At 65.2% G+C, this 26,010-nt stretch carries 24 protein-coding genes; 17 read left to right on the top strand and 7 right to left on the bottom strand.

What is annotated here, in order from left to right; all coding sequences use genetic code 11:
• The first annotated feature begins 2 nt into the window (after positions 1–2).
• From HZB49_RS13220 to HZB49_RS13195, 6 genes are all read left to right on the top strand, one after another.
• Positions 3–908 (top strand): ABC transporter permease, encoded by a 906-nt coding sequence (locus HZB49_RS13220; protein ID WP_291611972.1) that lies wholly within the window; start codon positions 3–5, stop codon positions 906–908.
• Positions 909–1,208: 300 nt separating this feature from the next.
• Positions 1,209–3,023 carry an ABC transporter ATP-binding protein gene (locus HZB49_RS13215; RefSeq protein WP_291611970.1) on the top strand — a complete coding sequence of 605 codons (1,815 nt, stop codon included), beginning with the start codon at positions 1,209–1,211 and terminating at the stop codon, positions 3,021–3,023.
• A gap of 20 nt (positions 3,024–3,043) precedes the next feature.
• Positions 3,044–3,226, top strand: coding sequence for a DUF4089 domain-containing protein (locus HZB49_RS13210; protein WP_291611967.1), 183 nt, complete (start codon positions 3,044–3,046; stop codon positions 3,224–3,226).
• A gap of 7 nt (positions 3,227–3,233) precedes the next feature.
• The gene (locus HZB49_RS13205; protein ID WP_291611965.1) at positions 3,234–4,631 is read left to right on the top strand and encodes an AtzE family amidohydrolase; all 1,398 of its coding nucleotides are present in this window, start codon (positions 3,234–3,236) and stop codon (positions 4,629–4,631) included.
• Between the two features lies 1 nt (position 4,632).
• Positions 4,633–5,034, top strand: coding sequence for an oxalurate catabolism protein HpxZ (gene hpxZ / locus HZB49_RS13200; protein WP_291611963.1), 402 nt, complete (start codon positions 4,633–4,635; stop codon positions 5,032–5,034).
• The gene (locus tag HZB49_RS13195; protein WP_291611962.1) at positions 5,031–5,762 is read left to right on the top strand and encodes a GntR family transcriptional regulator; all 732 of its coding nucleotides are present in this window, start codon (positions 5,031–5,033) and stop codon (positions 5,760–5,762) included. The genes hpxZ and HZB49_RS13195 overlap by 4 nt, the downstream gene beginning before the upstream one ends.
• A gap of 103 nt (positions 5,763–5,865) precedes the next feature.
• Here the strand turns inward: HZB49_RS13195 and atzF are convergent, their stop codons facing one another.
• Positions 5,866–7,659 (bottom strand): allophanate hydrolase, encoded by a 1,794-nt coding sequence (atzF, locus tag HZB49_RS13190; RefSeq protein WP_291611960.1) that lies wholly within the window; start codon positions 7,657–7,659, stop codon positions 5,866–5,868.
• Positions 7,660–8,014: 355 nt separating this feature from the next.
• On the opposite strand from atzF, the gene HZB49_RS13185 reads away from it, so the two are divergent.
• Positions 8,015–9,157 (top strand): hypothetical protein, encoded by a 1,143-nt coding sequence (locus HZB49_RS13185; RefSeq protein ID WP_291611958.1) that lies wholly within the window; start codon positions 8,015–8,017, stop codon positions 9,155–9,157.
• Positions 9,158–9,289: 132 nt separating this feature from the next.
• Here the strand turns inward: HZB49_RS13185 and HZB49_RS13180 are convergent, their stop codons facing one another.
• Positions 9,290–9,769, bottom strand: a complete 480-nt coding sequence (locus HZB49_RS13180; RefSeq protein ID WP_291612238.1) for a MarR family winged helix-turn-helix transcriptional regulator — start codon at positions 9,767–9,769, stop codon at positions 9,290–9,292.
• 183 nt (positions 9,770–9,952) lie between these two features.
• Between HZB49_RS13180 and HZB49_RS13175 the strand changes: the two genes are divergently transcribed.
• The gene (locus HZB49_RS13175; protein WP_291611956.1) at positions 9,953–11,806 is read left to right on the top strand and encodes a feruloyl-CoA synthase; all 1,854 of its coding nucleotides are present in this window, start codon (positions 9,953–9,955) and stop codon (positions 11,804–11,806) included.
• 9 nt (positions 11,807–11,815) lie between these two features.
• On the opposite strand, the gene HZB49_RS13170 is transcribed toward HZB49_RS13175, so the two are convergent.
• Positions 11,816–12,220 carry a MarR family transcriptional regulator gene (locus HZB49_RS13170; RefSeq protein WP_291611954.1) on the bottom strand — a complete coding sequence of 135 codons (405 nt, stop codon included), beginning with the start codon at positions 12,218–12,220 and terminating at the stop codon, positions 11,816–11,818.
• Positions 12,221–12,459: 239 nt separating this feature from the next.
• On the opposite strand from HZB49_RS13170, the gene HZB49_RS13165 reads away from it, so the two are divergent.
• Positions 12,460–13,650 (top strand): ABC transporter substrate-binding protein, encoded by a 1,191-nt coding sequence (locus tag HZB49_RS13165; RefSeq protein ID WP_291612236.1) that lies wholly within the window; start codon positions 12,460–12,462, stop codon positions 13,648–13,650.
• A gap of 244 nt (positions 13,651–13,894) precedes the next feature.
• On the opposite strand, the gene HZB49_RS13160 is transcribed toward HZB49_RS13165, so the two are convergent.
• The gene (locus HZB49_RS13160; RefSeq protein ID WP_291611952.1) at positions 13,895–14,422 is read right to left on the bottom strand and encodes a MarR family transcriptional regulator; all 528 of its coding nucleotides are present in this window, start codon (positions 14,420–14,422) and stop codon (positions 13,895–13,897) included.
• Between the two features lie 80 nt (positions 14,423–14,502).
• Here HZB49_RS13160 and HZB49_RS13155 point away from each other — a divergent pair, with 80 nt between their 5' ends.
• The 4 genes from HZB49_RS13155 (at position 14,503) to HZB49_RS13140 (ending at position 17,888) form a co-directional block, all read left to right on the top strand.
• Complete coding sequence (locus HZB49_RS13155) at positions 14,503–15,726, top strand: cytochrome P450 (protein WP_291611950.1); 1,224 nt, start codon at positions 14,503–14,505, stop codon at positions 15,724–15,726.
• 10 nt (positions 15,727–15,736) lie between these two features.
• On the top strand, positions 15,737–16,060 hold the full coding sequence (locus HZB49_RS13150; RefSeq protein ID WP_291611948.1) for a 2Fe-2S iron-sulfur cluster-binding protein: 324 nt from the start codon (positions 15,737–15,739) through the stop codon (positions 16,058–16,060).
• A 27-nt stretch (positions 16,061–16,087) separates the two neighbouring features.
• Complete coding sequence (locus tag HZB49_RS13145; RefSeq protein ID WP_291611946.1) at positions 16,088–17,299, top strand: ABC transporter substrate-binding protein; 1,212 nt, start codon at positions 16,088–16,090, stop codon at positions 17,297–17,299.
• Between the two features lie 169 nt (positions 17,300–17,468).
• The gene (locus tag HZB49_RS13140; protein ID WP_291611944.1) at positions 17,469–17,888 is read left to right on the top strand and encodes a cytochrome c; all 420 of its coding nucleotides are present in this window, start codon (positions 17,469–17,471) and stop codon (positions 17,886–17,888) included.
• A gap of 111 nt (positions 17,889–17,999) precedes the next feature.
• Here HZB49_RS13140 and HZB49_RS13135 read toward each other — a convergent pair whose 3' ends face one another.
• From HZB49_RS13135 to HZB49_RS13125, 3 genes are all read right to left on the bottom strand, one after another.
• Positions 18,000–19,580: a tannase/feruloyl esterase family alpha/beta hydrolase gene (locus HZB49_RS13135; protein ID WP_291612234.1), complete on the bottom strand. Its 1,581-nt coding sequence runs from the start codon at positions 19,578–19,580 to the stop codon at positions 18,000–18,002.
• A gap of 173 nt (positions 19,581–19,753) precedes the next feature.
• Positions 19,754–21,025: an NAD(P)/FAD-dependent oxidoreductase gene (locus tag HZB49_RS13130; protein WP_291611942.1), complete on the bottom strand. Its 1,272-nt coding sequence runs from the start codon at positions 21,023–21,025 to the stop codon at positions 19,754–19,756.
• Positions 21,026–21,245: 220 nt separating this feature from the next.
• Positions 21,246–21,485 (bottom strand): hypothetical protein, encoded by a 240-nt coding sequence (locus HZB49_RS13125; protein ID WP_291611940.1) that lies wholly within the window; start codon positions 21,483–21,485, stop codon positions 21,246–21,248.
• A gap of 509 nt (positions 21,486–21,994) precedes the next feature.
• Between HZB49_RS13125 and HZB49_RS13120 the strand changes: the two genes are divergently transcribed.
• The 4 genes from HZB49_RS13120 (at position 21,995) to HZB49_RS13105 (ending at position 26,008) form a co-directional block, all read left to right on the top strand.
• Positions 21,995–23,167, top strand: coding sequence for an ABC transporter substrate-binding protein (locus tag HZB49_RS13120; RefSeq protein ID WP_291611938.1), 1,173 nt, complete (start codon positions 21,995–21,997; stop codon positions 23,165–23,167).
• Positions 23,168–23,386: 219 nt separating this feature from the next.
• Positions 23,387–24,304: a branched-chain amino acid ABC transporter permease gene (locus HZB49_RS13115; protein WP_291611936.1), complete on the top strand. Its 918-nt coding sequence runs from the start codon at positions 23,387–23,389 to the stop codon at positions 24,302–24,304.
• A complete protein-coding gene (locus HZB49_RS13110) occupies positions 24,301–25,248 on the top strand; it encodes a branched-chain amino acid ABC transporter permease (protein ID WP_291611934.1) in 948 nt (315 codons plus the stop codon). Before HZB49_RS13115 ends, HZB49_RS13110 begins: the two co-directional genes overlap by 4 nt.
• Positions 25,241–26,008 carry an ABC transporter ATP-binding protein gene (locus HZB49_RS13105; RefSeq protein ID WP_291611932.1) on the top strand — a complete coding sequence of 256 codons (768 nt, stop codon included), beginning with the start codon at positions 25,241–25,243 and terminating at the stop codon, positions 26,006–26,008. The genes HZB49_RS13110 and HZB49_RS13105 overlap by 8 nt, the downstream gene beginning before the upstream one ends.
• Positions 26,009–26,010 lie beyond the last annotated feature (2 nt).

Below are 26,010 nucleotides of genomic sequence, written 5' to 3'. Positions count from 1 at the left end.
GCATGAGTAGCGTCACCGCCGATTCCGTTACGGCCGAGCCGGCTGAGAAGCGCAAGTCCGGCCTCGTCTCGATGTTCGAGCACACCCGATATGTGCTCGGCGAGAACAGGGTCACCGCGTTCGCCTTCGGACTGCTGGTCGTCATTCTGTTCGCCGCGGTCTTCGGCCCTTACATCGTGCCCTATGATCCGCTGGCGTCCGACACGGCGCAGGCGTTGAAGCCGCCGTCGGCGGCGCACTGGTTCGGCACCGACCAGCTCGGCCGCGACATCTTCAGCCGTGTCGTGGTCGCCACGCGGCTCGATACGTTCATCGCCGTGAGCTCGGTCGCGCTGGTGTTCCTGATGGGCGGGCTTGCCGGCATCGCCGCCGGTTATTTCGGCGGCTGGACCGACCGCGTCGTCGGCCGCATCGCCGACACCATCATGGCCTTCCCGCTGTTCGTGCTCGCGATGGGCATCGTCGCAGCCCTGGGCAACACCGTGCAGAACATCATCCTCGCCACGGCAATCGTCAACTTCCCGCTCTATGCCCGCGTGGCGCGCGCCGAGGCCAACGTCCGCCGCAACGCCGGTTTCGTGCAGGCGGCACGGCTGTCGGGCAATGGCGAATTCCGCATCCTGCTGGTGCATATCCTGCCCAACATCATGCCGATCATGATCGTGCAGATGTCGCTGACCATGGGCTACGCCATTCTCAACGCCGCGGGTCTCTCCTTCATCGGCCTCGGTGTCCGGCCGCCGACGGCGGAGTGGGGCATCATGGTCGCCGAAGGCGCAGGCTTCATGGTGTCCGGCGAATGGTGGATCGCGCTGTTCCCGGGCCTTGCGCTGATGATCGCGGTGTTCTGCTTCAACCTGCTCGGCGACGGCCTGCGCGATATCGTCGATCCGCAGCGGAGGACGTGATGATGGATAGGGCGGTGCGGCGTTCTGTTTTCACCTCTCCCCGCGCGCGGGGAGAGGTCGGATTGCGCGCTTGCGCAATCCGGGTGAGGGGGAGCCTCCACACACTCCTCGCGCAGTTGAGCGCGCTGATAGATGCCCCTCACCCTGACCCACTCCCCGTAAGGACGGGGAGAGGGAATAGGGCGCCGCAGCGGAGGACGTGATGACCGTCGCGACTCAATACCGCGTTACCGCTCCGCTACTTTGCATGGGGTTGTTTTGCGAGTTTTTGGCTGACGCGCCGCAAAAGCGGAGGCGCCCATGACCGCGCAGCCGCTGCTCGAGGTCCAGGATCTCACCGTCGAATTCACCACGCGGCGCGGTATCGTCAAGGCCGTGCAGCATGTCGACATCGCCGTCGGCAAGGGCGAGACGCTCGGCATTGTCGGCGAATCCGGCTCCGGCAAGTCGGTCACTTCCTATGCGGTGATGCGCATCCTCGACCGCGCCGGCAGGATCGCCGAGGGCTCGGTGATGTTCTCGGGCGTCGACGTCAAGGCCGCGAGCGAAGCCGAGATGCGCGATCTGCGCGGCCGCGAAATCTCCATGATCTTCCAGAACCCGCGCGCGGCGCTCAACCCGATCCGCAAAGTGGGCGACCAGATCGAGGACGTGCTGCGCCAGCATGTGCAGCAGTCCCAGGTCGCCGATCGCGGCGAGAAGGCGATCGAGGCACTGGAGCAGGTCAAGATCGCCCGCCCGCGCGAGCGCTATCACGCCTATCCCTTCGAGCTGTCGGGCGGCATGTGCCAGCGCGTGGTGATCGCACTGGCGCTCGCCTGCAATCCGCGGCTGCTGATTGCCGACGAGCCGACCACCGGCCTCGACGTCACCACGCAGAAGGCGGTGATGGATCTGATCGTGGAGCTGACCCGGCAGCGCGGCATGTCCACCATCCTGATCACGCACGATCTCGGGCTAGCGGCGGCCTATTGCGACCGCGTGGTGGTGATGGAGAAGGGGCATGTGGTCGAGACGGCCATGTCGGCCGACATCTTTGCCAGGCCCCAGCACCCCTATACCAAGAAGCTGATGCGCGCGACGCCGCGTGTCGGCGTGTCCCTGCGCGATCTGCTGCCGGAGGAAGAGGCGGCCGCGCTCTCTTCAACCTCGCCCCGCTTGCGGGGAGAGGTCGGCGCGCAAAGCGCGCCGGGTGAGGGGGACTCTCCACGTGCTGCGCTCGCAGATGCAGCCCCTCACCCTGACCCTCTCCCCGCGAAGGGCGGGGAGAGGGAGAAGGCATCGCTCCTCCTCGTCGAGAAGCTGGTGAAAGAGTATCCGCGCCAGGGCGCGACCGCCGTGCTCGGCAAGCTGTTCGGCCGCAAGCCGCCGGTCGAGCAGGAGGTGTTCCGTGCCGTCGACGGCATCAGCTTTACCGTGGGCCACGGCGAAAGTGTCGGCCTCGTCGGCGAGTCCGGTTGCGGCAAGTCGACGACGTCGATGATGGTGATGCGCCTCTTGGACCAGACCTCCGGCCGCATCGTGTTCGACGGCGACGAGATCGGCGCGATCATGCCGCATGCCTTTGCGCGGCTGCCGCTGCGCAAGAGCATCCAGATGGTGTTCCAGGACCCGACCGACAGCCTCAATCCGCGCTTCACCGCGGCGCGCGCCATCGCCGACCCGATCATGCAACTCGGCGACATCAGGGGCCGCGACGCGTTGCGCGCCCGCTGCGAGGAACTCGCTGGGCTCGTCGGCCTGCCGCTCAATCTGCTCGACCGCTTCCCGCACCAGCTCTCCGGCGGCCAGAAGGCCCGCGTCGGCATCGCCCGGGCGATTGCGCTGCAGCCGAAACTCGTCATCCTCGACGAGCCGACCGCAGCGCTCGACGTTTCCGTGCAGGCGGTGGTGCTGAACCTGCTGCAGGACCTCAAGCAGTCCATGGGCATGAGTTATCTGTTCGTCTCCCATGATTTGAATGTGGTGCGGCTGTTGTGCGATCGTGTGATCGTGATGCGGACCGGGCGAGTCGTCGAGCAGGGCACCTCGGAGAAGGTGCTCGGCGATCCCCAGGACGCCTACACGCGGGAGCTTCTGGAGGCGATCCCGCATCCGCCGCTGCCGGTGCACTGACAAGAACAACGGGAGGAACAATGGCTGCCGATCCGCTCGACGATTACATCGATTCCGCAGCGAAGGCGCTGGGCCTGACCGTCGAGGAAGCCTGGCGGCAGTCGGTGCGCGCCAATCTCGAGGTCTCGCTGCGGCTCGGCCGTCTGGTCGACGAGTTCACGCTGCCTGACGAAACCGAGCCAGCCAGTGTCTATTCAGCCTGACATGGCGATGACCGCATCATCCGACGGCATGTCCGCCTCCGACATCGCGCTAGCGGTCGCTGCGCGCAGATTGTCGGCCGCCGAGGTCACCGAGGCCGCGTTGGCGCGGATCCGGAAGCACGACGGGCTGCTGAATGCCTTCACCGACGTCACCGCCGAGCGCGCCCGGGCCAAGGCCCGCGAGGTCGATGCCGCCATTGCCGCGGGCAAGAACGTCGGCCCGCTCGCCGGCGTGCCCTTTGCGGTGAAGAACCTGTTCGACGTCAAAGGCCTCTCCACGCGCGCGGGATCGAAGATCAACCGCGACCTGCCGCCGGCCGCGCGCGACGCCACGCTGATCGAGCGCATGGAAGCGTCAGGCGCGGTGCTGGTCGGCGCGCTCAACATGGGTGAATACGCCTACGATTTCACCGGCGAGAACGTTCATGACGGCCCCTCGCGCAATCCCCACGATCCGACGCGAATGAGCGGCGGCTCCTCCGGCGGTTCGGGCAGCGCCGTCGGCGGCGGACTGGTGCCGCTTGCACTCGGATCAGACACCAACGGTTCGATCCGCGTGCCGTCGTCCTTCTGCGGAATCTTCGGCCTGAAACCGACTTACGGCCGGCTGTCGCGCGCGCGCTCCTATCCCTTTGTGGCAAGTCTCGATCATCTCGGCCCGTTCGCGCGCAATGTCAGGGATCTCGCGCTCGCCTATGACGCGATGCAGGGTGGCGATGCCGATGACGCCGCCTGCACGACGCGGCCGGTCGAGCCGGTGACGGCGCAGCTCGTGCAAGGCGTCGGCGGCTTGAAGGTCGCGATTGCCGGCGGCTACTTCCAGAACAACTTGTTTCCCGAGGCGCAGGAAGCCGTCGCCCGCGTTGCCGGAGCGCTCGGTGCGACCGAGACCGTCGTCATCCCCGAAGCCGCTCGCGCCCGCGCCGCGGCCTATATCATCACCACCACCGAAGGCGCTTCGCTGCATCTCGACCGGCTGCGCAAGCGGCCACGGGATTTCGATCCGGCGGTGCGCGACCGCCTCATTGCCGGCGCGATGGTGCCGGCGGTGCTGGTCGATCGCGCGCAAAAATTCCGCCGCTGGTATCGCGCGAAAGTGCTGGAGCTGTTCAAGTCGGTCGACGTGATCCTGGCGCCCGCCACGCCCTGCGTCGCGCCGAAGCTCGGGCAGGCGACGTTCGTGCTGGATGGTGTGGAGCTGCCGGTGCGCGCCAATATCGGCATCCATACCCAGCCGATCTCCTTCATCGGCTTGCCCGTGGTCGCGGTGCCCGTGCCGCTGGAGCCGATGCCGATCGGCGTGCAGGTCATCGCTGCGCCCTGGCGCGAGGACATCGCGTTGCGGGTGGCGCACGCTCTGGAAAAGATGGGCGTGGCCGCAGCGCCGGGCCCACGAGGAATTTGAGATGGAGATCGACCTTCCCGACGTGCTCGACGAAGTCACCGCCCAGTTCCAGCGCTACGAGCAGGCGTTGGTCAGCAACGACGTCGCCGTGCTCGACGAGCTCTTTCGCAACGACGGGCGCACGCTGCGCTACGGCATCGGCGAGAACCTCTACGGCTATGACGCCATCATGGCGTTCCGCGCCGCGCGCTCTCCGGTCGGGCTGATCCGCAGGACCGACAAGACCGTCATCACCACCTATGGCCGTGATACCGCGGTGGCCTCGACATTGTTCTATCGCGACGCATGGACCAGCCCAAGAGTCGGACGGCAGATGCAGACGTGGATTCGCTTTCCGGAAGGTTGGCGAATCGTCGCCGCGCATGTCAGCATCATCGACGAACCGCAGGATCAGAAGACATGAGCCTCGATGATCTGCCGACGAGAGCGCAACACGACCCCGACTCGGATCCGGTGGTGCGCCGCGTCGATCGGCCGGCGCCGCATCAGGCCAAGATCACGCGCGCGGAGGAGCTTCGCCTGCAGCTCGCCGACGAGATCGTGCGCGGCCAGCTTGCGCCCGGCGCGCCGCTGGACGAGACCGACATCGCGCGCCGCTTCAGCGTGTCGCGCACGCCGGTGCGCGAGGCGCTGCGGCAGCTCGCGGCAAGCGGCCTGATCGAGGCGCGCGCGCATCGCGGCGCCGTGGTGGCGCGGCCGACGCTGGAGCGCCTCAACGGCATGTTCGAGGCGATGGCCGAGCTCGAAGCGTTGTGCGCAGGACTGGCTGCCGAGCGGATGACGCCGACCGAGCGCGCGCGGCTGGAAGCCATCCACGAGGAATTGCGCGTGCTCAGCCACGCCGGCAATCCCGAACTCTTTCACGAAGTCAACGAGCGTTTTCACAACGCGATCTATGCCGGCTCGCAGAACGGCTATATCGCGGAGATGACGCTGGCCACCCGCGTGCGCGTGCAGCCGTTCCGCCGCGCCCAGTTCCGCAATCTGGGCCGGCTCGCGAAATCCCATGCCGAGCACGACCGCGTCGTCGTCGCCATCCTGCGCGGCGACCGCACCGGCGCCGCCGCCGCGATGCGCGCCCATATCGAGCTGGTGCGCGGGGAATACGAGGTCTACGCGGTGTCGGTGTAGGTAGTTCCGTCATTGCGAGCGAAGCGAAGCAATCCAGCTTCGTCTCCGCGGCGAAGAAGCTGGATTGCTTCGTCGCTATCGCTCCTCGCAATGACGGCTGAGACTACTCCGTCGCCTGCCTCGTCACGAACGCACGCCAGCCGCCGAACGACGAGATGTCACGCGCCCCACTTACGGCGGCGGGCTCGACGATGAATCCCTTCACGCCGCGGCCGTCGGCAAGGCGCACCGTGCCGATCGACAGGGGCGGCGGAATTGCTGCGACGAATTTGCCGAATGCGGCCGCCGACAGTGCCCACAGCTCCAGCTTGATCGCGCTGCCTGCGCCGGCTTCGACGCGCAGCATGCCGGGCTTCGGCGGCGTGGTGTCGAGCGCATATAGCTTGTAGTCCCGCGCCGTCACGGTTTCTTCCAGGAGCCGTGCGCCCAGCGCCTGCAGTTCGCCGTTCAGCGCCATGCCGGACAAATGCGCGCCGACGACGGCAATCGCGATCTCGTCGCCGTCCGCCGCGGGCAGCGGCGCGAGCGGCGGTTGGGCCACACCCCTGGCGCCGACGGCAAGTCCGGTGTCGGCGTGGAACACGCGCCCGATGCTGGCGAGGAAAGCGTCCCTGCCGGCCGGTGCGAGCAGGGTGATGCCGAACGGGATGCCGTCGGAGCGCATGGTCGACGGCAACGCCAGGCCGCAGAGATCGAGCAGGTTGACGAAGTTGGTGTAGGTGCCGAGCCGGCTGTTCAGTTCGATCGGGTTGGCCAGCACCTGTGCGGTCGAATAGGCGGTCGGCGCGGTCGGCAGCACGATCGCGTCGAGATCGGCGAAGCTGCGCGCCGCGACGCCGCGCAACGCCTGCAGGCGATAGAGCGCGGAGAAGGTCTCGGCAGCGCTCAGGCGCGCGCCGGCTCCCGTGATCTCGCGGGTCACCGGATGAATGGAGTCGGGCGATGACGCCAGCAGGTTGCGGATGACGAGATAGCGCTCGGCCACCCACGGTCCCTCATAGAGCAGTCGTGCGGTCTCGTAGAACGGCTCCAGATCGAACTCGACCAGTTCCGCACCGAGCGCCCTCCAGCGCTGCAACGCCTCGCCATAGGCCTGCTCGGAATGCCGGTCGCCGAAAAAGATCAGCTGCCCGTCTCTGGGAATGCCGAGCCGGAGCTTTGCCGGAAATGCCGTCATGCCGGCGAGCGGCCGGTTGCGCGAAAAGGGATCGCCGGCATCGGGCGCGGCCATCACCTTGAGCGCGGCAATCGCATCGTCGACGGTCAGCGAGAACACGGAGACGCAGTCGAGCGTGCGGCATGCCGGCACCACGCCGGCAGTGGAGATGAGGCCAAGGCTCGGCTTCAGTCCGACGATATTGTTGAGCATCGCCGGCACCCGGCCGCTTCCGGCCGTATCGGTGCCGAGCGCGAGTGGCACCAGTCCCGCCGCGACCGCCACCGCCGATCCCGAACTCGATCCGCCCGGGACGAGATCGCCGCGGACCGGGTTGACGGGAATGCCGTAGGGCGAGCGCACGCCGACCAGACCGGTCGCGAACTGGTCGAGATTGGTCTTGCCGATGACGATGGCGCCGGCGGCGCGCAGCCGCGCCACCGCGGTCGCATCCTGGGCCGGTTGGTAGGAGAAGGCCGGGCAGGCCGCAGTGGTCGGCATCCCGGCGGCGTCGATATTGTCCTTCACCGCAACCGGCACGCCGAGCAGCGGAAGCCCGGCCGCATCTTTCCCCGCGAGGCCTTTGGCCTCGGCGATCGCATCGTTCTCGTCGCGGAGCGCGATGAAGATGGCGGGGTCGTTGTGCTCGCGGATGCGTCGGTAGCTGCGCGCCACGGTGTCCGCGGGCGAAGCCGATCCGTCGCGATGCGCGGCCACGATCGCAGCTACCGTCTCAGGCACGTCAACGCCTCCTCATCCACCCCGGGTCCGCCAGTCGCCTTCCAGGGGATCGAAGCAAGCGATGTGCCATTGTGTACACAATGCGGTTCGGGCGTCCTGCCAACATATGACAGATAAATCATATAGTTAGATATATCGCGTCGGGTCGTGGGCTGTATACTGGATGCGCTGTGTGCTGAAAAAATAGGCAGTCTATCCCAAGCGGGTTACTCCCAGCCCGTTTGGTTGCGGATATATGCGATCCCTCAAACTGACGGTTGCATATTCGCCGGAAATTCACCTTTCCGCGGTACTCAATAACCGGAATTCCGTTCGGCTGCGCGTCTTGCGCACTCGGAAAAGGTGATAACAATCAATGGCTCAGCCAGACCGGGCAAGTGAGCAGCTCAAGGAATATCTCGCGCAGCTTTCGCCGCAGGTGCGCGGGCGGCTGCTTGGCGAACTGGAGCGGCTGCTCGAACTCGGCGAATCCATCCCTCGCACGGAGGAGCTGATCGCGTCGTTGCGCGCCGAATTCCCGCAAGGGACCGAACGCCGCGGCGAGCCGGCGCGTTTGTTCTTCAAGCCGCTGGAGCCCGTGCTGGTCGACGGCGCGCCCGAGCGCGCCAACAGCGGCCAGATCGCACGGGGTTCGCTGGTGCCGATCTGGACCCTGCTGGCCACCGAGCTGCTGACGACGATGGCGCGCGAGTATGTCGAGAATGTCGGCAAGGTCGCCGCCAATCCGAAGGAAGCGGAAAAGCTGGCGGTCGGTTTCCAGAAGAAAGCGCTGGGCTATCTTGACGGCACGATGCGTTCGGCCGACGGCAGCGCGATGGTGCGTGCCGCGCTTCGCATGTACACGAGTTCTTCCGCGGTGTTCGACGACCTCGCCAAGATGTTCATGGTATTTCGCGCCAGCGATGCGCTGACCAAATTTGCGCAGACCCTCGCGCCGAAAATCGCCAAGCTCGAAGGGCCGGCGCTTGCCAAGGTGATCGGCCAGCTCAAGGCGCTAAAGGGTGCGAACGCCGACGCCATTCCCTTCGCGCTGACGATCGTCGTAAGACGCCTGGCAATGCCCTGGCAGTTGCTGCATCTCGCCACCAAGGTGGCGGAAAGCAAGGTCCCCGCCGCGATCGCGGCCACGCCCTATGCGCTCGCCGTTTCGATGGTGCTGGACCAGATCGACGAGCGGCGCCTGCTGCTGGCCGTTGCGCTGAAGAGCAACCGCGTCACGGTCGCCAAGGGAATTCTCAAGGAGATCTATGCGATCGAGAGCGCGCTCAAGGCGCAGATCGATCTCGGCGATTCCGACTGGGGCAAACGGCTGCGCGACCAGATGGCGTCGGTGGCGGCCGCGCTCGATGCCGAGGTTGAGCGCAGCCGCACCAATGTCGGAAACCTGACGCATGTGCTGGCCTCGGACGGCTTGCGGCCGGCGCATTCGCTGAAGGAACGTCTTGCACAGGTCGTGCAGAAGGGCCGCGCCGTGATTTCGGACATCCTGCCGGCGTGATCTCGCCTGTCGCGGCTTTAACAACTCGTCATGCCCGGCCTTGTGCCGGGCATCCACGTCTTTGGGGCCATGAGGAAGGAAGACGTGGATGGCCGGGACGAGCCCGGCCATGACGAAAACTCGATTCGACGCTCAGGTGAAGCAGGACAGGATCTGCAGCAGGCGCTCCCGGTTCTCCTTGCCGATTTTGTCCGAAACGTGCCGCTCATGCTCGGCCGCAAGCCGCTTGAACTTGCGCAGCGATTCCTGGCCCTGCGCGGTAAGGTGCAGCGCGTGGGATCGCCGGTCGGTGGCCGATTGCACCCGTTTGACCAGCCTGCGCCGTTCGAGGCTGTCAAGCAGGTGCACGAGCCGCGCGCGCTCGATGCCGAGCCGCTTTGCAACAGCCATCTGGCTGAGTCCCGGATTGGCCCCGATCACGGTCAGGACCGAATATTGCGTCGGCTTGATGTCGACCGCGGCGAGCGTCCTGATGAAATCCTGGAAGATCCAGAGCTGGAAGCGCCGCACGGCGTAACCGGCATGCCCCGCGAGCGCGTCGAGACCGATCTCGGCGCCCGGGTCGATGTGCCGCTGCGAACCTTTCGCAGATTGCTTCCTGCGGGCGGGAATTCCCGTTCCCGGGTGGACGGTTTGGCTGGACAATTGTTTCCTCCGGAGTTGCTTCCCTTGTAGCGCGGAGGGCGGCGAAGGGAAAGATTGTTGTTGACGACAACAATTGTTCTGCTCAACATTATAGCCAAGCAGCCCGGCCACGAGGCTGCAGGCCCCGCCGCGGGCCGAGGAGAGGAACCCATGACGATGGCCGCCATCCGCGGTGACAATCCCGACAGTCTCTTTGCGACGCCCGCCATCGTGGCCGAACGCCGTGCCGACGGCTCCACGATCGTGCGATCGACGACGCCGTTGAAGCCGGCCGCGCGCTGCGTCGGCGACTGGCTGGAGCACTGGGCTCGCGCCGCGCCGGATCGCATCTTTCTCGGCGAGCGTGCCGGCGATACGCCGTGGACGACAGTGACCTATGCCGCCGCACTGAAACAGGTGCGTTCCATTGCCGCCTGGATCCTGGCGCAGGGGCTGAGTGCGGAACGGCCCGTTGCCGTCCTCTCGGACAACAGTGTCGATCATGCGCTGCTCGCGCTCGGCGCGATGCATGCCGGTGTGCCGGTCGCAGCGGTCTCGCCGGCCTACTCGCTGATGTCGCGGGATTTCGACAAGCTCAAGGGGATGATCGAGCTGCTGCAGCCCGGCGCGATCTATGTCTCGGGAACGAAGCCCTTTGCCGCGGCGCTTGCGGCCATACGGCCGCTGCACAAGGCCGCGATCATCAGCGGCAGTGCCGATGGCGATGCAATTGCCTTCCGTGACGTCGCGGCGACGCCAGAGACGCCCGACGTCGCAAGGGCATTCGCGGCGGTGACGCCGGACACGGTGGCAAAATTCCTCTTCACGTCGGGTTCGACCGGCACGCCGAAGGCCGTCATCAATACCCAGCGGATGCTGACCTCGAGCCAGCAGGCCAAGGCGCAGACCTGGACCTTCCTCGAAGGCGCGGGCGAAGGCCTCGTCATCCTCGACTGGCTGCCGTGGAGCCATACCTTTGGCGCCAATCACAATTTCAACCTGGTGCTGCGCAATGGCGGCACGCTCTATGTCGACGGCGGCAAGCCGGCGCCGGGAGTGTTCAATACGTCGCTTTCGAACCTGCGCAGCGTGGTGCCGACGGTCTATTTCAACGTGCCACGCGGCTTCGACATGCTGATCGCGGCGCTCCGTGGCGATGAGGAGTTGCGCAGGAAGTTCTTCGGCGGGGTGAAGTTCGCTTTCTATGCCGGTGCGGCGCTGCCGCAGAACCTGTGGGACGCCCTTGAGGAGCTTTCGCTGCAGACCGTCGGCCGAAAGCTGCCGATGGTGTCTGCCTGGGGCTCGACGGAAACCTCGCCGCTGGCGACCGACTGTCATTTCCTCGCGAAACGTTCCGGCAATATCGGTGTGCCGATCCCGGGCACCGAGCTGAAGCTGGTTCCGTCAGGAGACAAGCTCGAGGTGCGCGTGCGTGGGCCCAATGTCACGCCCGGCTACTGGAAGGCGCCGGAACTGACCAGGCAGGCCTTCGACGAGGAGGGATTTTATCTGATCGGCGATGCCGTCAAGTTCGCCGATCCCGCGCATCCCGAACTCGGGCTGTTCTTCGACGGCCGCGTTGCCGAGGATTTCAAGCTCAATTCCGGGACCTGGGTCAGCGTCGGCACGCTGCGCGTCGCGGGCATTGCCGCGCTTGCGCCGCTGGCGCAGGACATCGTCGTCTCCGGGCATGATGGCGACGAGGTGCGCTTCCTGGTCTTTCCAAACATTCCCGCCTGCCGCGCCCATGCCGGACTGCCGGAACAGGCGAGCACAGACGAAGTGATCGACAACGACAAGGTCCGTGCGGCGACCGGGCAGGGGCTGGCAAGGCTGAAGGCACAGTTCCCGAACTCCTCCGGCCATGCCACACGCGCGCTGCTGCTGGCCGAGCCCGCCTCCGTCGATGGCGGCGAGATCACCGACAAGGGCTATATCAACCAGCGCGCAGTACTGACGCGACGGGCGGCGGCAGTGGTGGTCCTGAACGACGACGCTTCGCGCGCCTGGGTCGGCTGCGCGTAAGGCCGGCCGTCAGGGTGCGGCGTTCCTGTATCCGTCGAAGAGCCGCACCAGCATCTGCAGGAAGGCGGCTCGCTCCTGTTTGTCGAGCGGGGCGAGGGTGTGTGCATTGAAGCTGACGCCGAGGCGGCTGGCCTCGTTGGCCCGTCGCTCGCCGGCCGCGCTGAGCGAAAGCTCGACGGCGCGCTTGTCCCGCGCCGACCGCTTGCGCTTGATGGTGCCGGCCTCCTCCATGCGCGACAGGATCTTCACCAGATTGGGCAACTGCATCTTCAGCACGCCTGCAAGCTCGCTCTGCGTCACCGCCTTGTTGTCGCGAAGCGTGACCAGGATCGCGTATTCCACCGGCGACAGCTTGAGTTCGCGGAAATGCGGGTAGAACGCCTCGAAGTTCTCCAGTTGCAGAATCCGGATCATGAAGCCCGGGGTCTGCCGCAAGCTGCTCAGATCGAGCTTACGGGACGAACCCGGTTCCGGTTCGTTTCCCTTTCGCGTCAGCGTCTTGGCGGTTCTTCCCATCTCTGGTCGCTCGCTCTTCATCGCATGAATTGACACTTCCGAAAAATACTTATATTTTATAAGTAATTTCGGAGCGGCCCGCAGGCCGCCTTTTTGTATACGGGAGGGAAAGCATGCGACAGATGTTTCGCAGGGGAATGCTGGCTGCAATGGCTCTCGGCGCAATGCACGCCGGCGCCGCAGAGGCCCAGGAGAAGGTCCGGATCGGCGTGCTCAACGACCAGTCCGGCGTGTTTTCGACCTATCAGGGCATCGGTTCGGTGATTGCCGCACAGATGGCGGTCGAGGACTATGGCAGCAAGGCCGCCGGCAAGCCGGTCGAGGTCATCACAGCCGATCACCAGAACAAGACCGACGTCGGCGTCGGCATCGCGCGCCGCTGGTACGACGCCGAGAGCGTCGATGCCATCTTCGACCTGCCGAATTCGGCGATCGCGCTCGCGGTCGCCGGCATGAGCGCGCAGAAGAACAAGGTCTTCGTCGGCTCGGGCGCCGGCACCGCACTGCTCACCGGCGAGAAATGCACGCCGAACACCGTGCACTGGACCTACGACACCTATGCCTACGGGCGCGGCCTCGGCAAGGCGGTGGTCGCGCAGGGCGGCAAGAAGTGGTTCTTCATCACCGCGGACTACGCTTTCGGCCACGACCTCGAGAAGCAGGCCGCAGAGGGCGTCAAGGCCTCCGGCGGTGAAGTGCTCGGCGCAGTGCGCCATCCGCTCGGCACGGCCGACTACGCCTCGTTCCTGCTGCAGGCGCAGGCTTCGGGCGCCGATATCGTCGGCATTGCCAACGCCGGCGACGACACCATCACCTCGATCAAGCAGGCCGCGGAATTCGGCCTCACCCGCAAGCAGAAGCTGGTCGGGCTCATTCTCGGCATGAACGGCATTCCCGCGCTCGGGCTGAAGGCGGCGCAGGGCGCGCAGATCATGAATCCATATTATTGGGATCTGGACGACGGCACGCGCGCCTTCGCCAAACGCTTTGCCGAGCGTCACCCGCAGAACAACTATCCCAACGACATGCAAGCCGGCGTCTACGCCTCGGTGCTGCACTATCTGAAGGCCGTCGACAAGGTCGGCGGCGCGACCGACGGCAAGGCCGTGGTCGTAGCGATGAAGGAGATGCCGACAGACGATCCGCTGTTCGGCAAGGGGACGATCCGCGCCGACGGGCGCAAGATGCATTCTCTTTATCTGCTCGAGGTGAAATCGCCCGACGAATCGAAATCGAAGTGGGATCTGCTGAAGGTGGTCGCGAAGATTCCGGGCAACCAGGCCTTCCGTCCCGAGAGCGAAGGGAACTGCCCGCTCGTCAAGAATTGAGCGGAACGGCGGATCGCGCCGCCTCTCTCGCGGTCCGCCGTTTTTGTTTGCGATTTAGGTTGCCAAAGCAACTAATTTGTGAGAGGGTTCGTTTCGACCGGAAACCGAAGAATCCATCATCACGGGTCAGGTCGTTTCAGGGGAGGAAGGAATGTCCGGGCGGGATCGCCCGCGTGACAGAGCAATGTCGCGCGCGCATTTCTATCGCGATCGAGGGTTCGCCGCCGGCGCCGGCGTGCCGCGCTCAGTCTCGGTCGATTTCGCCCGCGCCCTTCACGGCGTCGAGATTGCCGTGCACGCGGCGCAACAGCGCGATCAGGTTCTCGCGCTCGCCCTTGCTCAGGCAGGACAGCAGGCGCCGCTCACGCTCCAGCGCGACAGCGATTACCTTGTCATGCGTCGCCGCACCTTTCGCCGTCAGCGAGATCGAATAGGTGCGGCCGTCCTCGCGATCGGCCCTGATCGCGACCAGCCCGCGCTCCTCCATCGCCGCCAGAGTGCGGCTCACCGGGCCCTTGTCGAACCCGATGACGTGGCAGATGCGCGCAGCCGAGATTTCCGGTTCGATCGCCAGCAGCGCCAGGATGCGCCACTCCGTGACGTTCACGGCGAAGCGCTTCTGGTAGAGCACGGTCGCGCTGCGCGACAGCTTGTTGGCGATGAAAGTTATCAGCGCCGGAACGTAGCAATCGAGGTCGAGCACCAGTTCGACCTTGGGGTCCTTGCCCGCGGCGGGGGACCGCAAATTGCGCGCCTGTCTGTTGCTGCTCATGGCCTTCCGGAGATTCCTGCGCCTTCAGACATAGAGACACCCCGCACCGCTCTGCAAGAACATTATGCAGGAGGCCCCCGATGACTGCGACCGCAACGAGCCCAGGGCAAGGCGCCGCACCCGGCGTGCCGCATCTCGACTTCGATCCCTTCTCGATCGAGTTCTTCGCCGATCCGTTCGCGACGCACGAGGAGCTGCGCGAGGCGGGCCCGGTCGTCTATCTCGACACGTATGGTGTCTATGGCGTGGCGCGCTACGCCGAAGTGCATGCCGTGCTCAACGATCCCCTGACATTCTGCTCCAGTCGCGGCGTCGGCCTGAGCGATTTCGCGAAGGAAAAGCCATGGCGACCGCAAAGCATCATCCTGGAGGCCGACCCTCCGGCCCATACGCGCACCCGTGCGGTATTGGGCCAGGTTCTGTCGGCGACCGCGATGAAGCCACTGCGCAGCCATTTTGCCGCGCGCGCCGAAGCCAAGGCCGATGAATTGCTGGCGCGCGGCAGCTTCGATGCGATTACCGATCTCGCGGAAGCCTATCCGCTGTCGGTGTTCCCCGACGCGCTCGGCTTGCAGCAGGAGGGGCGCGAGCATTTGCTGCCCTATGCGAGCCTGGTGTTCAATTCGTTCGGCCCGCCGAACCGGTTGCGCCAGGAGGCGATCGAACGTTCGGCGCCGCACCAGGCCTATGTCGCCGAGCAATGCCGGCGCGAGAACCTCGTCCCCGGCGGCTTCGGCGCCTGTATCCACGCCCGCGCCGATGCCGGCGACATCACCCATGACGAGGCGCCGCTGCTGGTGCGTTCGCTTTTGTCTGCGGGGCTCGATACCACCGTCTACGGCATCGGCGCCACGGTCTATTGCCTGGCGCGTTTTCCTGACCAGCTGGCGAAGCTGCGCAGCGATCCCACGCTGGCGCGCAACGCCTTCGAGGAGGCGGTCCGCTTCGAAAGCCCGGTGCAGACCTTCTTCCGCACCACCACGCGCGAGGTCGAGCTCGGCGGCCACAGCATCGGCGAAGGCGAAAAGATCCTGATGTTCCTCGGCGCCGCCAACCGCGATCCGCGGCGCTGGGAGAACCCGGATCGCTACGACATCACCCGCCGCACCGCAGGCCACGTCGGCTTCGGCTCCGGCATCCATATGTGCGTCGGCCAGCTGGTCGCGCGCCTCGAGGGCGAGGTGATGCTCTCGGCGCTGGCGCGCAGGGTCGGATCGATCGAGATCACGGGCGAGGTGAAGCGCCGCTACAACAACACCCTGCGCGGCCTCGAAAGCCTCCCGATCACCATTACGCCGGCCTGACGGACAGCCCATGACGATCGTTACCTTCGTTCACCCCGACGGCCGCGAGCAGCGTATTGCCGCCGATGCCGGCGAAAGCGCCATGCAGGCCGCAACGCGTAACGACATCAACGGCATCCTGGCCGAATGCGGCGGCAATGCCATGTGTGCGACCTGCCATGTCTATGTCGATGCAGCCTGGCTCGCGCGCCTGCCTGCCATGGGCGGTGACGAGGACGCGCTGCTCGACGGCACCGCAGCCGAGCGGCGCGCGGAAAGCCGCCTGTCCTGCCAGATCAAGCTCTCGGCCGGTCTCGACGGCCTGATCCTGCACCTGCCGGAACGGCAGACCTGACGTCAACATTTTCGAGGGGAGGGAACCATGAAGACACTCGGATTGTGCAGCGCGCTGGCGCTGTCATGCGTTGCGTCGGTCGCGCAGGCGCAGATTTCCGGCGACGTCGTGCGCGTCGGCGTGCTCAACGACATCTCAGGCATCTTCCAGGATACCAACGGGATGGGCTCGGTCGAGGCCGCGCGCATGGCAGCGGAAGATTTCAACGGCGGCGGCAAAAACATCAAGGTCGAGATCGTCTACGCCGACCACCAGAACAAGGCCGACGTCGGCTCGGCGATCGCGCGCAAATGGCTCGACGTCGACGGCGTCGACGCCATCGTCGACGTGCCGAACTCGGCCGTCGGCCTCACCATCAATTCACTGGTCCGCGATACCAGGATGACGTTCCTGGCGTCATCGACCGCGAGTTCCGACCTCACCGGCAAGGCTTGCTCGCCCAACACCATTCAGTGGGTCAACGACGTCTGGGCCACCGGTAACGCCACGGCGGCGGCGATGATGGCGCGCGGCGGCAAGGAATGGTTCTTCGTCACCGTGAATTTCGCGCTCGGCCAGGGCATCGAGGCGGAGGCCACCAATTACATCGAGAAGCACGGCGGCAAGGTGCTGGGTTCGGCGAAACATCCGCTCAACACGTCGGACTTCGCCTCGCTGCTGCTGCAGGCGCAGAATTCGAAGGCAAAGGTGATCGGGCTTGCCAATGCCGGCGGCGACACCGTCAACGCGGTGAAGCAGGCCGCCGAGTTCGGCCTGCAGCAGGGCGGCCAGACCATGGTGGCGTTCCTGCTGTTCGTCAACGACGTGCACGGCATGGGGTTGAAGGTCGGACAGGGCCTGCAGATTCTCGAAGCCTTCTACTGGGACATGGATGACGACACCCGCGCCTTCGCGAAACGCTTTGCGGCGCGGCCGGGCATGAACGGCAAGATGCCGAGCGCCAACCAGGCCGGCGTCTATGCCTCGACGCTTGCCTACCTCAACGCGGTCGCCGCCACCGGCAGCGACGACGCAAAGAGCGTCGTTCCGCAAATGAAGAAGTTCAAGGGCAAGGACAAGCTGTTCGGCGATGTCACCATCCGCCAGGACGGCCGCGTCATCCACCCGATGTACCTGTTCGAGGTGAAGAAGCCGGAGGAGTCGAAATATCCCTACGACTATTACAAGCTGATCTCGACCATTCCCGCCGAGCAGGCATTCCGCCCAATCGCGGACGGCGGCTGCTCGCTGGTGAAGTAGTTCCTCCTACCGCGTTTCCACATCGTCATGGCCGGGACAAGCCCGGGCATGACGAGTTCGTGGCGATGAAGACAATCCGCATGGTGCGCTTGCCCTGCCTTTTGAGGAGAGGGTCGCTTCGCAAAACGGAGCGAGACACATTGAACCTAGCGCTAACCGAGCTCATCCTTTGAGCTGCATCAAACCGGCTTTCGCAAACCGTGGCATCGTGCGCATCGGGGTGAACTGCGCGGCACGAAAGAATGCGATGAAGCGATCGGTGCTGGTACTGTCAGCAACAACAGTTCTCTTGTGGAGCACCTTCGGCTACGCCAGGACTGGGGAGCAGCGGCAAGGCAAGGAGATGTTGCAGAAGCTTTGCGCCAGCTGTCACTCCATTGGCAGGACCGGCGCGAGCCCCAACAAGCTGGCGCCGCCCTTTCGCAGTTTTAGCGAAACCAAACTTTACGACAGCGACCTCAAGCAACGGCTGCTGACCGGCCTCACCAGCATCCATCCCATCATGCCGACCTTCCGCTTCAGCAGGGAGGATGCGGAGGAGGTGCTCAGCTACATGAGGTCAATCCAGGAACCGCGCAAGCCGAAATAACTTCCGGCTCTCGGCGCGGAAGCGCTGGCCAAATTTTCCAGTGCGTGCGGCTCGCCGGCTATCTCTTCATGGAAGCGCTCGTCGAGCGTAAGGACCACTCGGCTGCACGCATCACGGCGCGCAGGAGAAACTCGCGGCTTGAGTGGCCGGGCCTGCCTTGTAACGCGGCCAGGCCGGCCACTGGCAGAGCGGCAGCGAGCGCAAGGTTTCGAAGGCGGGCGCTTCGACCTTCTGCTCGATCACCTCGAGATTGCCGGGCGCCTTGCCGTTCTCCACCCAGTCTACCAGCACGTCGAGCATGTCGACATTGGCCGGCGCACCCGAGCCGACATGATCGACGCCGGGGGCAGTGTAGAGGCGTGCGAACCCGGCCGTTTTTTCCTTGCCGAGCGCGCGCTGCACATTCTCGAAATAGCGGATACCGGCGTAGGGGCTCTGGGCGTAATCGGCCATGTTTTCAAGGATCACGAGTTTGCCGCCGCGTGCGGCAAAGCGGCCGAGATCGGGGTTGGTCGAATCCATCAGCTGGGAGACTTCGAGCACGCGCTGCTTGTAATCCTCCGGCTTGTACTTGGTGACATCGAGTTTTGGATCACGCGCGAACACATAGGCCATGCCTCCGGCACCGTAGACCCAGGCAATGCCATTGCCTGGCGCCGGTGGCTGTGCGGGCGGTGCCGTGCCGAGCCACCAGGATTTCCAGCCGCCGGTCGGGCCGAACGCCGGGATGTTCTCGCCCGACACGCCCCAGCCCGGATAATCGTCGAGGCCGTTGGCGAGCGGGAACGGGAACTTGTAGGTCGAATGAAGTGCGTTGACAGCCGCGATCTGCGCGTCGGTCAGGCATTCGTCGCCACTCTGGCCCGCGGCGCAGCGCAGCGTCTCCGCCCGGAATTTCGCCTTGCAGCCGACGGGGTCCTGCACAATCGAATCCTCGGAGCCGTCGGCCTTGTCGCACGCGGCCAGCACGGCTTTCGCAACGAACTCGATCTGTGCCGGGCGAATCCAGCCATCGCCCATGGTCGCCAGGCCCGCCTTTGTGCCGGCATGCTGCAAGCCAACCCAGTTGATCACGGGCACGCGCGCAAAGATGCCGTCGAAATCGTCGGGGTAGCGCTGCGCCATGGTCAGTCCTTCGCGGCCGCCTTCCGACGATCCCATGAAGTACAGCTTCGCCGGCGGGTTGCCGTAGGCGCGTACCATCACCGCCACAGCGGCGTCGCGCACTTTCTTGTAGGACTTGTGCGCAAAGTTCTCGAACGCCTCGTCGTTGAGTGAAAAGAGTTGCGGCGGCTCGCCGGGTTTCGTCTCATGGCCGGAATCGGTGCCATAGGTGACAAAGCCGCGGGCCAGCGGCGCGGCCGCGCCGAACGGCGAAGCCGGCGGCAGCGCAAGGCCGGTGATGAGTACGCCGTTGAAGCCGCCGCCGCCATACTGCAGCGAGCGGCCGTTCCACTCCACCGGCAGGTTGACCTGGAAGCGGATCGGCGGCGCCGTGGGATCCGATGGCTCGATGCGGCCGATCACCTTGCAGAATTCGGGGTTCGCCGGGGTGATGCGCGCCGCTGGCGTCGGCCCCCTCTCGGCGACCGCGATCGGCGACGGCGCCTGCATCGCAGCAGTGTCGATCCGCACCGCGTTCTCCGCCGCGCCGGCAAGTCCGCTGCAGGTGGCTGCGGCATCGCCTTTCATTTTGGCAGCCGCCGCCTCGGCGGAGGGGAACGCAATCGCGACAATTGAAGCCAGTATGGCCCATGCGCGCGCGTCGATCGACAATCCCTGCATCGCTTCCTCCCGCTGTTGGTGCTCCGCATATTGTCTCGCGGCTTCACCAGCATGGCAGTCGCAATGTGGAGGTCAAGCGGCTAGCTCGTCACCTTGCTGCTGCCTTGCGTGATCAGCCGTGCGGGGCGCTGGTCGCGCAGGTAGATCCACAGCCAGCTCAGCGCAACACCGAGGCGGTGGCGCAAGCCGATCAGGAAGTAGATGTGGGCGATGCCCCAGATCCACCACGCGATGGTGCCGCGCAGCCTGAACCTGCCGAAATCGATCACCGCGAGCCGCTTGCCGATTTGCGCCAGACTGCCGGCGTGCCTGTAGCGAAACGGCGGCAGCGTCTTGCCGGCAAGACGGGCCTTGATCAGGGCGGCGACGTAACGCCCCTGCTGCTTCGCGGCCGGCGCGATGCCGGGCACCGGATTGCCGTCCGGACCCTTGATGGTCGTGGTGTCGCCGATGGCAAAGATTTCGGGATGGCCGGGCACCGTCAGGTCCGGTTCGACCTGCAATCGGTAAGCGCGATCGTGCGGCGCGTTGAGCCACTCGGCGGCGCGCGAGGCGCGCACGCCCGCGGCCCAGATCAGCGTGCGCGCTTCCAGCCGCTTGCCGCCATAAACGACGCCTTCGGCCGAGCATTCCGTGACGGCATCGCCCAGCATGACTTCGACGCCGAGCCTTTCCAGAGAGCGCTGCGCATAGGCCGACAGATCCTCCGGGAAGCCCGCCAGCACGCGCGGGCCCGCCTCGATCAGCACGACGCGCGCCTTGCGGGTGTCGATGTTGCGAAAATCGCGCGGCAGCGTGTCGCGCGCCATGTCGGCGATGGTGCCGGCCATCTCGACGCCGGTGGGTCCCGCGCCGACGATGACGAAGGTGAGCAGCGCCGCTCGCTTGTCGGGATCGCTCTCGCGCTCGGCGCGCTCGAAGGCGACAAGGATGCGCCGCCGCAGGGTGGTGGCGTCCTCCAGTGTCTTCAGCCCCGGCGCGAACGGCTCCCATTCGTCATGGCCGAAATAGGCGTGGCGCGCGCCGGTGGCGAGCACCAGCGTGTCATAGGAAATGACGCCGCCATCCTCGAGCAGCACCCGCTTGCCCGCAGCATCCACGCCGTTGACGTTGGCAAACAGGGTGGTCACCTCCGGCCGGTCGCGCAGGAGATAGCGGATCGGCCAGGCGATTTCGGAGGTGGCGAGCGAGGCGGTCGCGACCTGGTAGAGCAGGGGCTGGAACAGGTGATGGTTGCGCCGGTCGATCATGGTGATCTGCACGGGGGCGCCGGCAAGCCGGAACGCGGTCTCCAGCCCGCCGAAGCCGGCCCCAACGATCGCCACGTGATGGGGCTTTGGCACTTCGCTCATCGGGCCTGATCTCCGCTTCGCAGGGTCCGATTATGCCCGCATGAGCCGGCCGTTTCCAAGGCGCATTCGCCAATCGGGCGATAGCGGAGCGCTATCGTGCCCGCGAGCGGCGACGGTTCGTGCCGGCCGCAATCGCGGTGGCGCCGATGATGCAGAATGCCGGGACGAAATGTGACCATGCGCGCGGCGGCGGCATGAACCGGTTGGCTGAAGCCTGCAGCTACTCGATCTCGACCTTGCCGGCGTAGCCGCAGTACCCGTGGGTCTCGACCCCGTCGGCGCCACCCTTCATGTGCGACAGGTGAAACTGCCGCCAGCCCATGCAGTCGCCTGCTATGCAGTGATACATTTTTTCCGAGTTCGCGAATCCGTCAGTCATCGTGTTGTGTAGGCGGTTGCTGTTGTCGATGCGCACAAAAGGGCACCATTTGGTGCGTGCGACCTTGTTGCTGATAAGCATGAGAGCCCTCCGTCGCGTGCGAATGTGGCCGCAAACACGTTAAACCGAGGTGCCGCAAATGCGTTAACCGGGGGTGAAGCCGTTCGGCCCCTGCAAGCCGCCGCTGGAAATTCGCTCTCCTCCGTGCGGCGATTTTTCTGTTCGACGAACTGGCGGTCGCCGGCCTCACGCCTGTCTCACGCGGTACGGTCGCGCATCGCGGAGTCTGCGGCCCCGTTCGAGTGCCGCATCCTAACCTCGATGCCGGCCGGCGAGGCGCCATGGGCACGGCTGCGACAATCCCGCCCGCGAGAACCGGCACTATAATTCTTGCGTTCTCTGTGCTTCCTGAATTATGGTGCAGCTTGCTGGGGCATAGGCCGAAGGTTCTAAGAGGGGACTTTCGGTTCGTGCTTGCTGCGGGCCTGCGCTTTTGCGCACAAAACACGTCTCTTTATAAAGGGCCTGCGCGACCAGTCCCGCCATCGGGGCGGACAGCGTTGCAACGGTAACGAGGAGGGGAAACTGTTATGAAAAAGGCACTCTGGCTGGCGGGCATTGCCGCCCTGGCGCTGACGCAGCCCGCGGCGGCGGGAGACACCATCAAGATCGGCTTCGTCTCGACCTTCAGCGGTCCCACCGCCGCGATCGGCAATGACATGCGCAACTCCTTCGAGCTCGCGCTCGACCATCTCGGCCGCAAGATGGGCGGCAAGCCGGTCGAGGTGATCTACGAGGACGACGGCCAGAAGCCCGATGTCGGCAAGCAGAAGACCGAAAAGCTGATCCAGTCCGACAAGGTCGATTTCATCGTCGGCTATATCTGGTCGAACGTGCTGCTGGCTTCGCTGAAGACCGCGGTTGATGCCAAGACTTTCCTGATCACCTCGAACGCCGGCCCGTCGCAGCTCGCCGGCGAGCTCTGTTCGCCCTACGTGTTCTCGACCTCCTGGCAGAACGACCAGACCCCGCAGGCCATGGGCACCTACATGACCCAGAAGGGCGTCAAGTCGGTGTTCCTGATCGGCCCGAACTACGCGGCCGGCAAGGACATGCTCGCGGGCGTCAAGAGCACCTTCAAGGGCGAGGTCAAGGGCGAGGAATACACGGTCTGGCCGAGCCAGCTCGACTTCTCCGCCGAACTGACCAAGGCCAAGAACTCGGGCGCGGAAGCGATCTTCGTGTTCTATCCAGGTGCTGCCGGCGTGCAGTTCCTCAACCAGTACGCCCAGGCCGGCATCAAGCAGCAGATGCCGCTCTACACCGCCTTCACCATCGACGAAATCACGCTGGCACTGCAGAAGGAAAACGCGCTCGGCGTGCCCGGCGCCCAGGAATGGGTCAACGACCTCCCCAACGAGGAGAACAAGCGCTACGTCGCGGACTATCGCAAGAAGTACCCCGGCCTGCGCCCGACGTTCTACGGTGCGCAGACTTATGACGCTGCCGGCCTCATCAACAGCGCGGTGGTCGCGGTCAAGGGTGACACCGCCAAGAAGGACGAGATGAAGGCCGAGATGGAGAAGGCCAACTTCAAGTCGGTGCGCGGTCCGTACAAGTACGGCAAGAACCACATCCCGATCCAGAATTTCTACCTGCAGGACGTGGTCAAGGACGCCGAGGGCCAGCTCGCGCTGAAAACGGTGGCCACCATCGTCAAGGACGACCAGGACCGCTTCCACGACAAGTGCCCGATGAAGTAGGATCGGGTCCTGTCGGCGCATGATCTTCCGCGGCCTCGAGCAGACTTGCGTAAGTTGAAGCGCCCAACGACAATAAGCGGCAGTGCCCTCGCGCTGCCGCTGCTTTTTTAGGGCGTGATCCGGAGAAGTGCGAAGCGGTTTTCCCTCGCGACAAACGCGTAGCGTTTGCGCGGAGATCATGCTCAAACAATAGGGCTGTTCATTCAGGCATTGGGATCCATGCTCGTCGTCGTCGAACAATCTCTCAACGGACTGCAGTTCGGCCTGCTGCTGTTCCTGCTGGCGGCCGGATTGACGCTGGTGTTCGGCATCATGGATTTTGTCAATCTCGCCCACGGCTCGCTCTACATGATGGGCGCCTATTTCGCGGCGACCTTCGTGGCCTGGACCGGCAATTTCATCCTCGGCGCGGTCATGGCGCTGGGCGCCACGCTCCTGCTCGGCATCCTCCTGGAATTCGTGGCGCTGCGGCACCTCTACGGTCGCGACCATCTCGACCATGTGCTGGCGACCTTCGGCCTGATCCTGTTCTTCAACGATGCGGTGCGGCTGATCTGGGGTCCGGCGGGCCTGGCGCTGCCGCTGCCGGCCTGGCTGACGGTGCCGGTGCAGCTCCTGCCGGGCGTCTATTATCCGGCCTACCGGCTCTCGATCATCGCCGTCGCGCTCCTGGTCGCGGCGCTGCTCTATGTCGTGGTCATGCGCACCCGCATCGGCATGCTGATCCGGGCCGGCGCCTCCAACCGCGAGATGATCGGCGCGCTCGGCATCAACATCAAGCTGCTGTTCACCCTTGTGTTCGGTCTGGGCGCTGCGCTCGCCGGTCTCGCCGGGCTGATGCAGGCGCCGATCCTGACCGTGCAGATCGGCATGGGCGAAAACATCCTGATCCTCGCCTTCGTCATCATCGTGATCGGCGGCATCGGCTCGATCCGCGGCGCCTTCATGGCCGCGATCTTCGTCGGCATGATCGACACGCTGGGCCGCGCCTTCCTGCCCGACCTCTTGCGCAAGGTCTTGAGTTCGACCGCGGCATCCACCGCCGCGCCCGCGCTGTCCTCGATGCTGATTTATCTCCTGATGGCCATCGTTCTGGTCGTGAGGCCGGAGGGGCTGTTCCCGGCCGCCAAGCGATGAAGTCTGCCCTCAATCTGCGTAACGTCGTCGTCGTGCTCGTCATCGCCGGCCTGGTGCTGTTGCCGGTCTATTCGGCGCTGACGGGCAAGGTGTTCATCCTGACGATGTTCACCCGCATCATCATCCTGGCGCTGGCGGCGGCATCGCTCAATCTCATCATGGGTTACGGCGGCATGATGAGCTTCGGCCACGCCGCCTATCTCGGCATCGGCGGCTATGCCGTCGGCATCCTCGCCTTCGAAGGCACAGGCTCCGGCTTCATCCAGTGGCCGGTGGCGCTGCTGGCCTCGGCGCTGTTTGCGCTCGTGATCGGCGCGCTGTCCTTGCGCACCCGCGGCGTCTATTTCATCATGATCACGCTCGCCTTTGCGCAGATGGCCTATTACATCGCCTCTTCGCTGTCGCGCTACGGCGCCGACGACGGTCTCACCATCTACAAGCGCAGCAATTTCGGCGGAGTGGTCGATCTCTCCAACCGCACGCAGTTCTATTACGTCTGTCTCGCCTGCCTGCTCGGCGGCACCTATCTGATCTGGCGCATCGTCAATTCGCGTTTCGGCCTCGTGGTGCAGGGCGTGCGCTCCAACGAGCAGCGCATGCAGGCGATCGGCTTCAACGCCAACCGCTACCGCCTCGTCTGCTTCGTCATTTCAGGCACCATCTGCGGCCTGGCCGGCGCGCTGCTTGCCAACAACACCGATTTCGTCAGCCCTGCCGTGATGTACTGGACCCGCTCCGGCGACCTCATGGTGATGGTGATCCTCGGCGGCATGGGCACGCTGTTCGGCCCGGTCATCGGCGCTATCGTGTTTCTTCTGCTGGAAGAGCTGCTGTCACAGGTGACCGAATACTGGGCGATGATCATGGGGCCGCTGTTGTTGCTGATCGTGCTGTTCGCGCGCGGCGGCATCATGGGCCTGCTGGGGAGGTTCTCCCGTGGCTGAGCCCTTGCTGCGCGTCGAAAACCTGATCAAGCGCTTCGGCGGCCTCGTCGCCACCGACAAGCTTTCCATGGAGGTAACGCCCGGCGAACTGCATGCGATCATCGGTCCCAACGGCGCCGGCAAGACCACGCTGATCAGCCAGTTGACGGGACAATTGGTGCCGGATTCCGGCGCCATCTATTTCGCCGGCCGGGACATCACCAATCTGCCGCCCTACGAGCGCAGCCGGCTCGGGCTCGCACGCTCCTTCCAGATCACCTCGCTGCTGCGCGATTTCACCGCCGCCGACAATGTCGCCCTCGCGGCACAAGCCCATGCCGGCCACTCCTATCGCTTCTGGGCCGACGCCCGCAAGGAACAGCCGCTGCGCGAGGCGGCGCGCGCCGCGCTGGCGCGGGTCGGTCTGGATAAGCGCGCCGACGTGCCGGTCTCCGAACTGAGCCATGGCGAGCAGCGCGAGCTGGAGCTTGCGGTCGCGCTGGCGACAAAGCCGCAATTGCTGCTGCTGGACGAGCCGATGGCTGGCCTCGGCATCACCGAATCCCAGCGCATGGTGGCGCTGCTGAAGGAGTTGCGCAAGGAAGTCACCATCGTGCTGGTCGAGCACGACATGGAAGCGGTGTTCGCGCTGGCCGATCGCATCACGGTGCTGGTCTACGGCCGCGTCATCGCCAGCGGCAAGCCGGACGAGATTCGCAGCAATGAGGAAGTCAAGCGCGCCTATCTCGGCGATCAGCATGCGGTGACGAGCCAGGGGTGAAC

Source organism: Bradyrhizobium sp. (assembly GCF_016219575.1).
Lineage (GTDB): Bacteria > Pseudomonadota > Alphaproteobacteria > Rhizobiales > Xanthobacteraceae > Bradyrhizobium.
Note: the sequence above shows the minus strand (reverse complement) of the source record. Positions and strands in the feature narration are given on the sequence as shown.

What these genes read in the sequence shown, in the direction of transcription:
- HZB49_RS13220 (WP_291611972.1), top strand. Translation starts at nt 3, where the DNA reads ATGAGTAGCGTCACCGCCGATTCCGTTACGGCCGAGCCGGCTGAGAAG.
- HZB49_RS13215 (WP_291611970.1), top strand. Translation starts at nt 1,209, where the DNA reads ATGACCGCGCAGCCGCTGCTCGAGGTCCAGGATCTCACCGTCGAATTC.
- HZB49_RS13210 (WP_291611967.1), top strand. Translation starts at nt 3,044, where the DNA reads ATGGCTGCCGATCCGCTCGACGATTACATCGATTCCGCAGCGAAGGCG.
- HZB49_RS13205 (WP_291611965.1), top strand. Translation starts at nt 3,234, where the DNA reads ATGACCGCATCATCCGACGGCATGTCCGCCTCCGACATCGCGCTAGCG.
- hpxZ (WP_291611963.1), top strand. Translation starts at nt 4,633, where the DNA reads ATGGAGATCGACCTTCCCGACGTGCTCGACGAAGTCACCGCCCAGTTC.
- HZB49_RS13195 (WP_291611962.1), top strand. Translation starts at nt 5,031, where the DNA reads ATGAGCCTCGATGATCTGCCGACGAGAGCGCAACACGACCCCGACTCG.
- HZB49_RS13185 (WP_291611958.1), top strand. Translation starts at nt 8,015, where the DNA reads ATGGCTCAGCCAGACCGGGCAAGTGAGCAGCTCAAGGAATATCTCGCG.
- HZB49_RS13175 (WP_291611956.1), top strand. Translation starts at nt 9,953, where the DNA reads ATGACGATGGCCGCCATCCGCGGTGACAATCCCGACAGTCTCTTTGCG.
- HZB49_RS13170 (WP_291611954.1), bottom strand. Translation starts at nt 12,220, where the DNA reads ATGATCCGGATTCTGCAACTGGAGAACTTCGAGGCGTTCTACCCGCAT.
- HZB49_RS13165 (WP_291612236.1), top strand. Translation starts at nt 12,460, where the DNA reads ATGCTGGCTGCAATGGCTCTCGGCGCAATGCACGCCGGCGCCGCAGAG.
- HZB49_RS13160 (WP_291611952.1), bottom strand. Translation starts at nt 14,422, where the DNA reads ATGAGCAGCAACAGACAGGCGCGCAATTTGCGGTCCCCCGCCGCGGGC.
- HZB49_RS13155 (WP_291611950.1), top strand. Translation starts at nt 14,503, where the DNA reads ATGACTGCGACCGCAACGAGCCCAGGGCAAGGCGCCGCACCCGGCGTG.
- HZB49_RS13150 (WP_291611948.1), top strand. Translation starts at nt 15,737, where the DNA reads ATGACGATCGTTACCTTCGTTCACCCCGACGGCCGCGAGCAGCGTATT.
- HZB49_RS13145 (WP_291611946.1), top strand. Translation starts at nt 16,088, where the DNA reads ATGAAGACACTCGGATTGTGCAGCGCGCTGGCGCTGTCATGCGTTGCG.
- HZB49_RS13135 (WP_291612234.1), bottom strand. Translation starts at nt 19,580, where the DNA reads ATGAAAGGCGATGCCGCAGCCACCTGCAGCGGACTTGCCGGCGCGGCG.
- HZB49_RS13130 (WP_291611942.1), bottom strand. Translation starts at nt 21,025, where the DNA reads ATGAGCGAAGTGCCAAAGCCCCATCACGTGGCGATCGTTGGGGCCGGC.
- HZB49_RS13125 (WP_291611940.1), bottom strand. Translation starts at nt 21,485, where the DNA reads ATGCTTATCAGCAACAAGGTCGCACGCACCAAATGGTGCCCTTTTGTG.
- HZB49_RS13120 (WP_291611938.1), top strand. Translation starts at nt 21,995, where the DNA reads ATGAAAAAGGCACTCTGGCTGGCGGGCATTGCCGCCCTGGCGCTGACG.
- HZB49_RS13115 (WP_291611936.1), top strand. Translation starts at nt 23,387, where the DNA reads ATGCTCGTCGTCGTCGAACAATCTCTCAACGGACTGCAGTTCGGCCTG.
- HZB49_RS13110 (WP_291611934.1), top strand. Translation starts at nt 24,301, where the DNA reads ATGAAGTCTGCCCTCAATCTGCGTAACGTCGTCGTCGTGCTCGTCATC.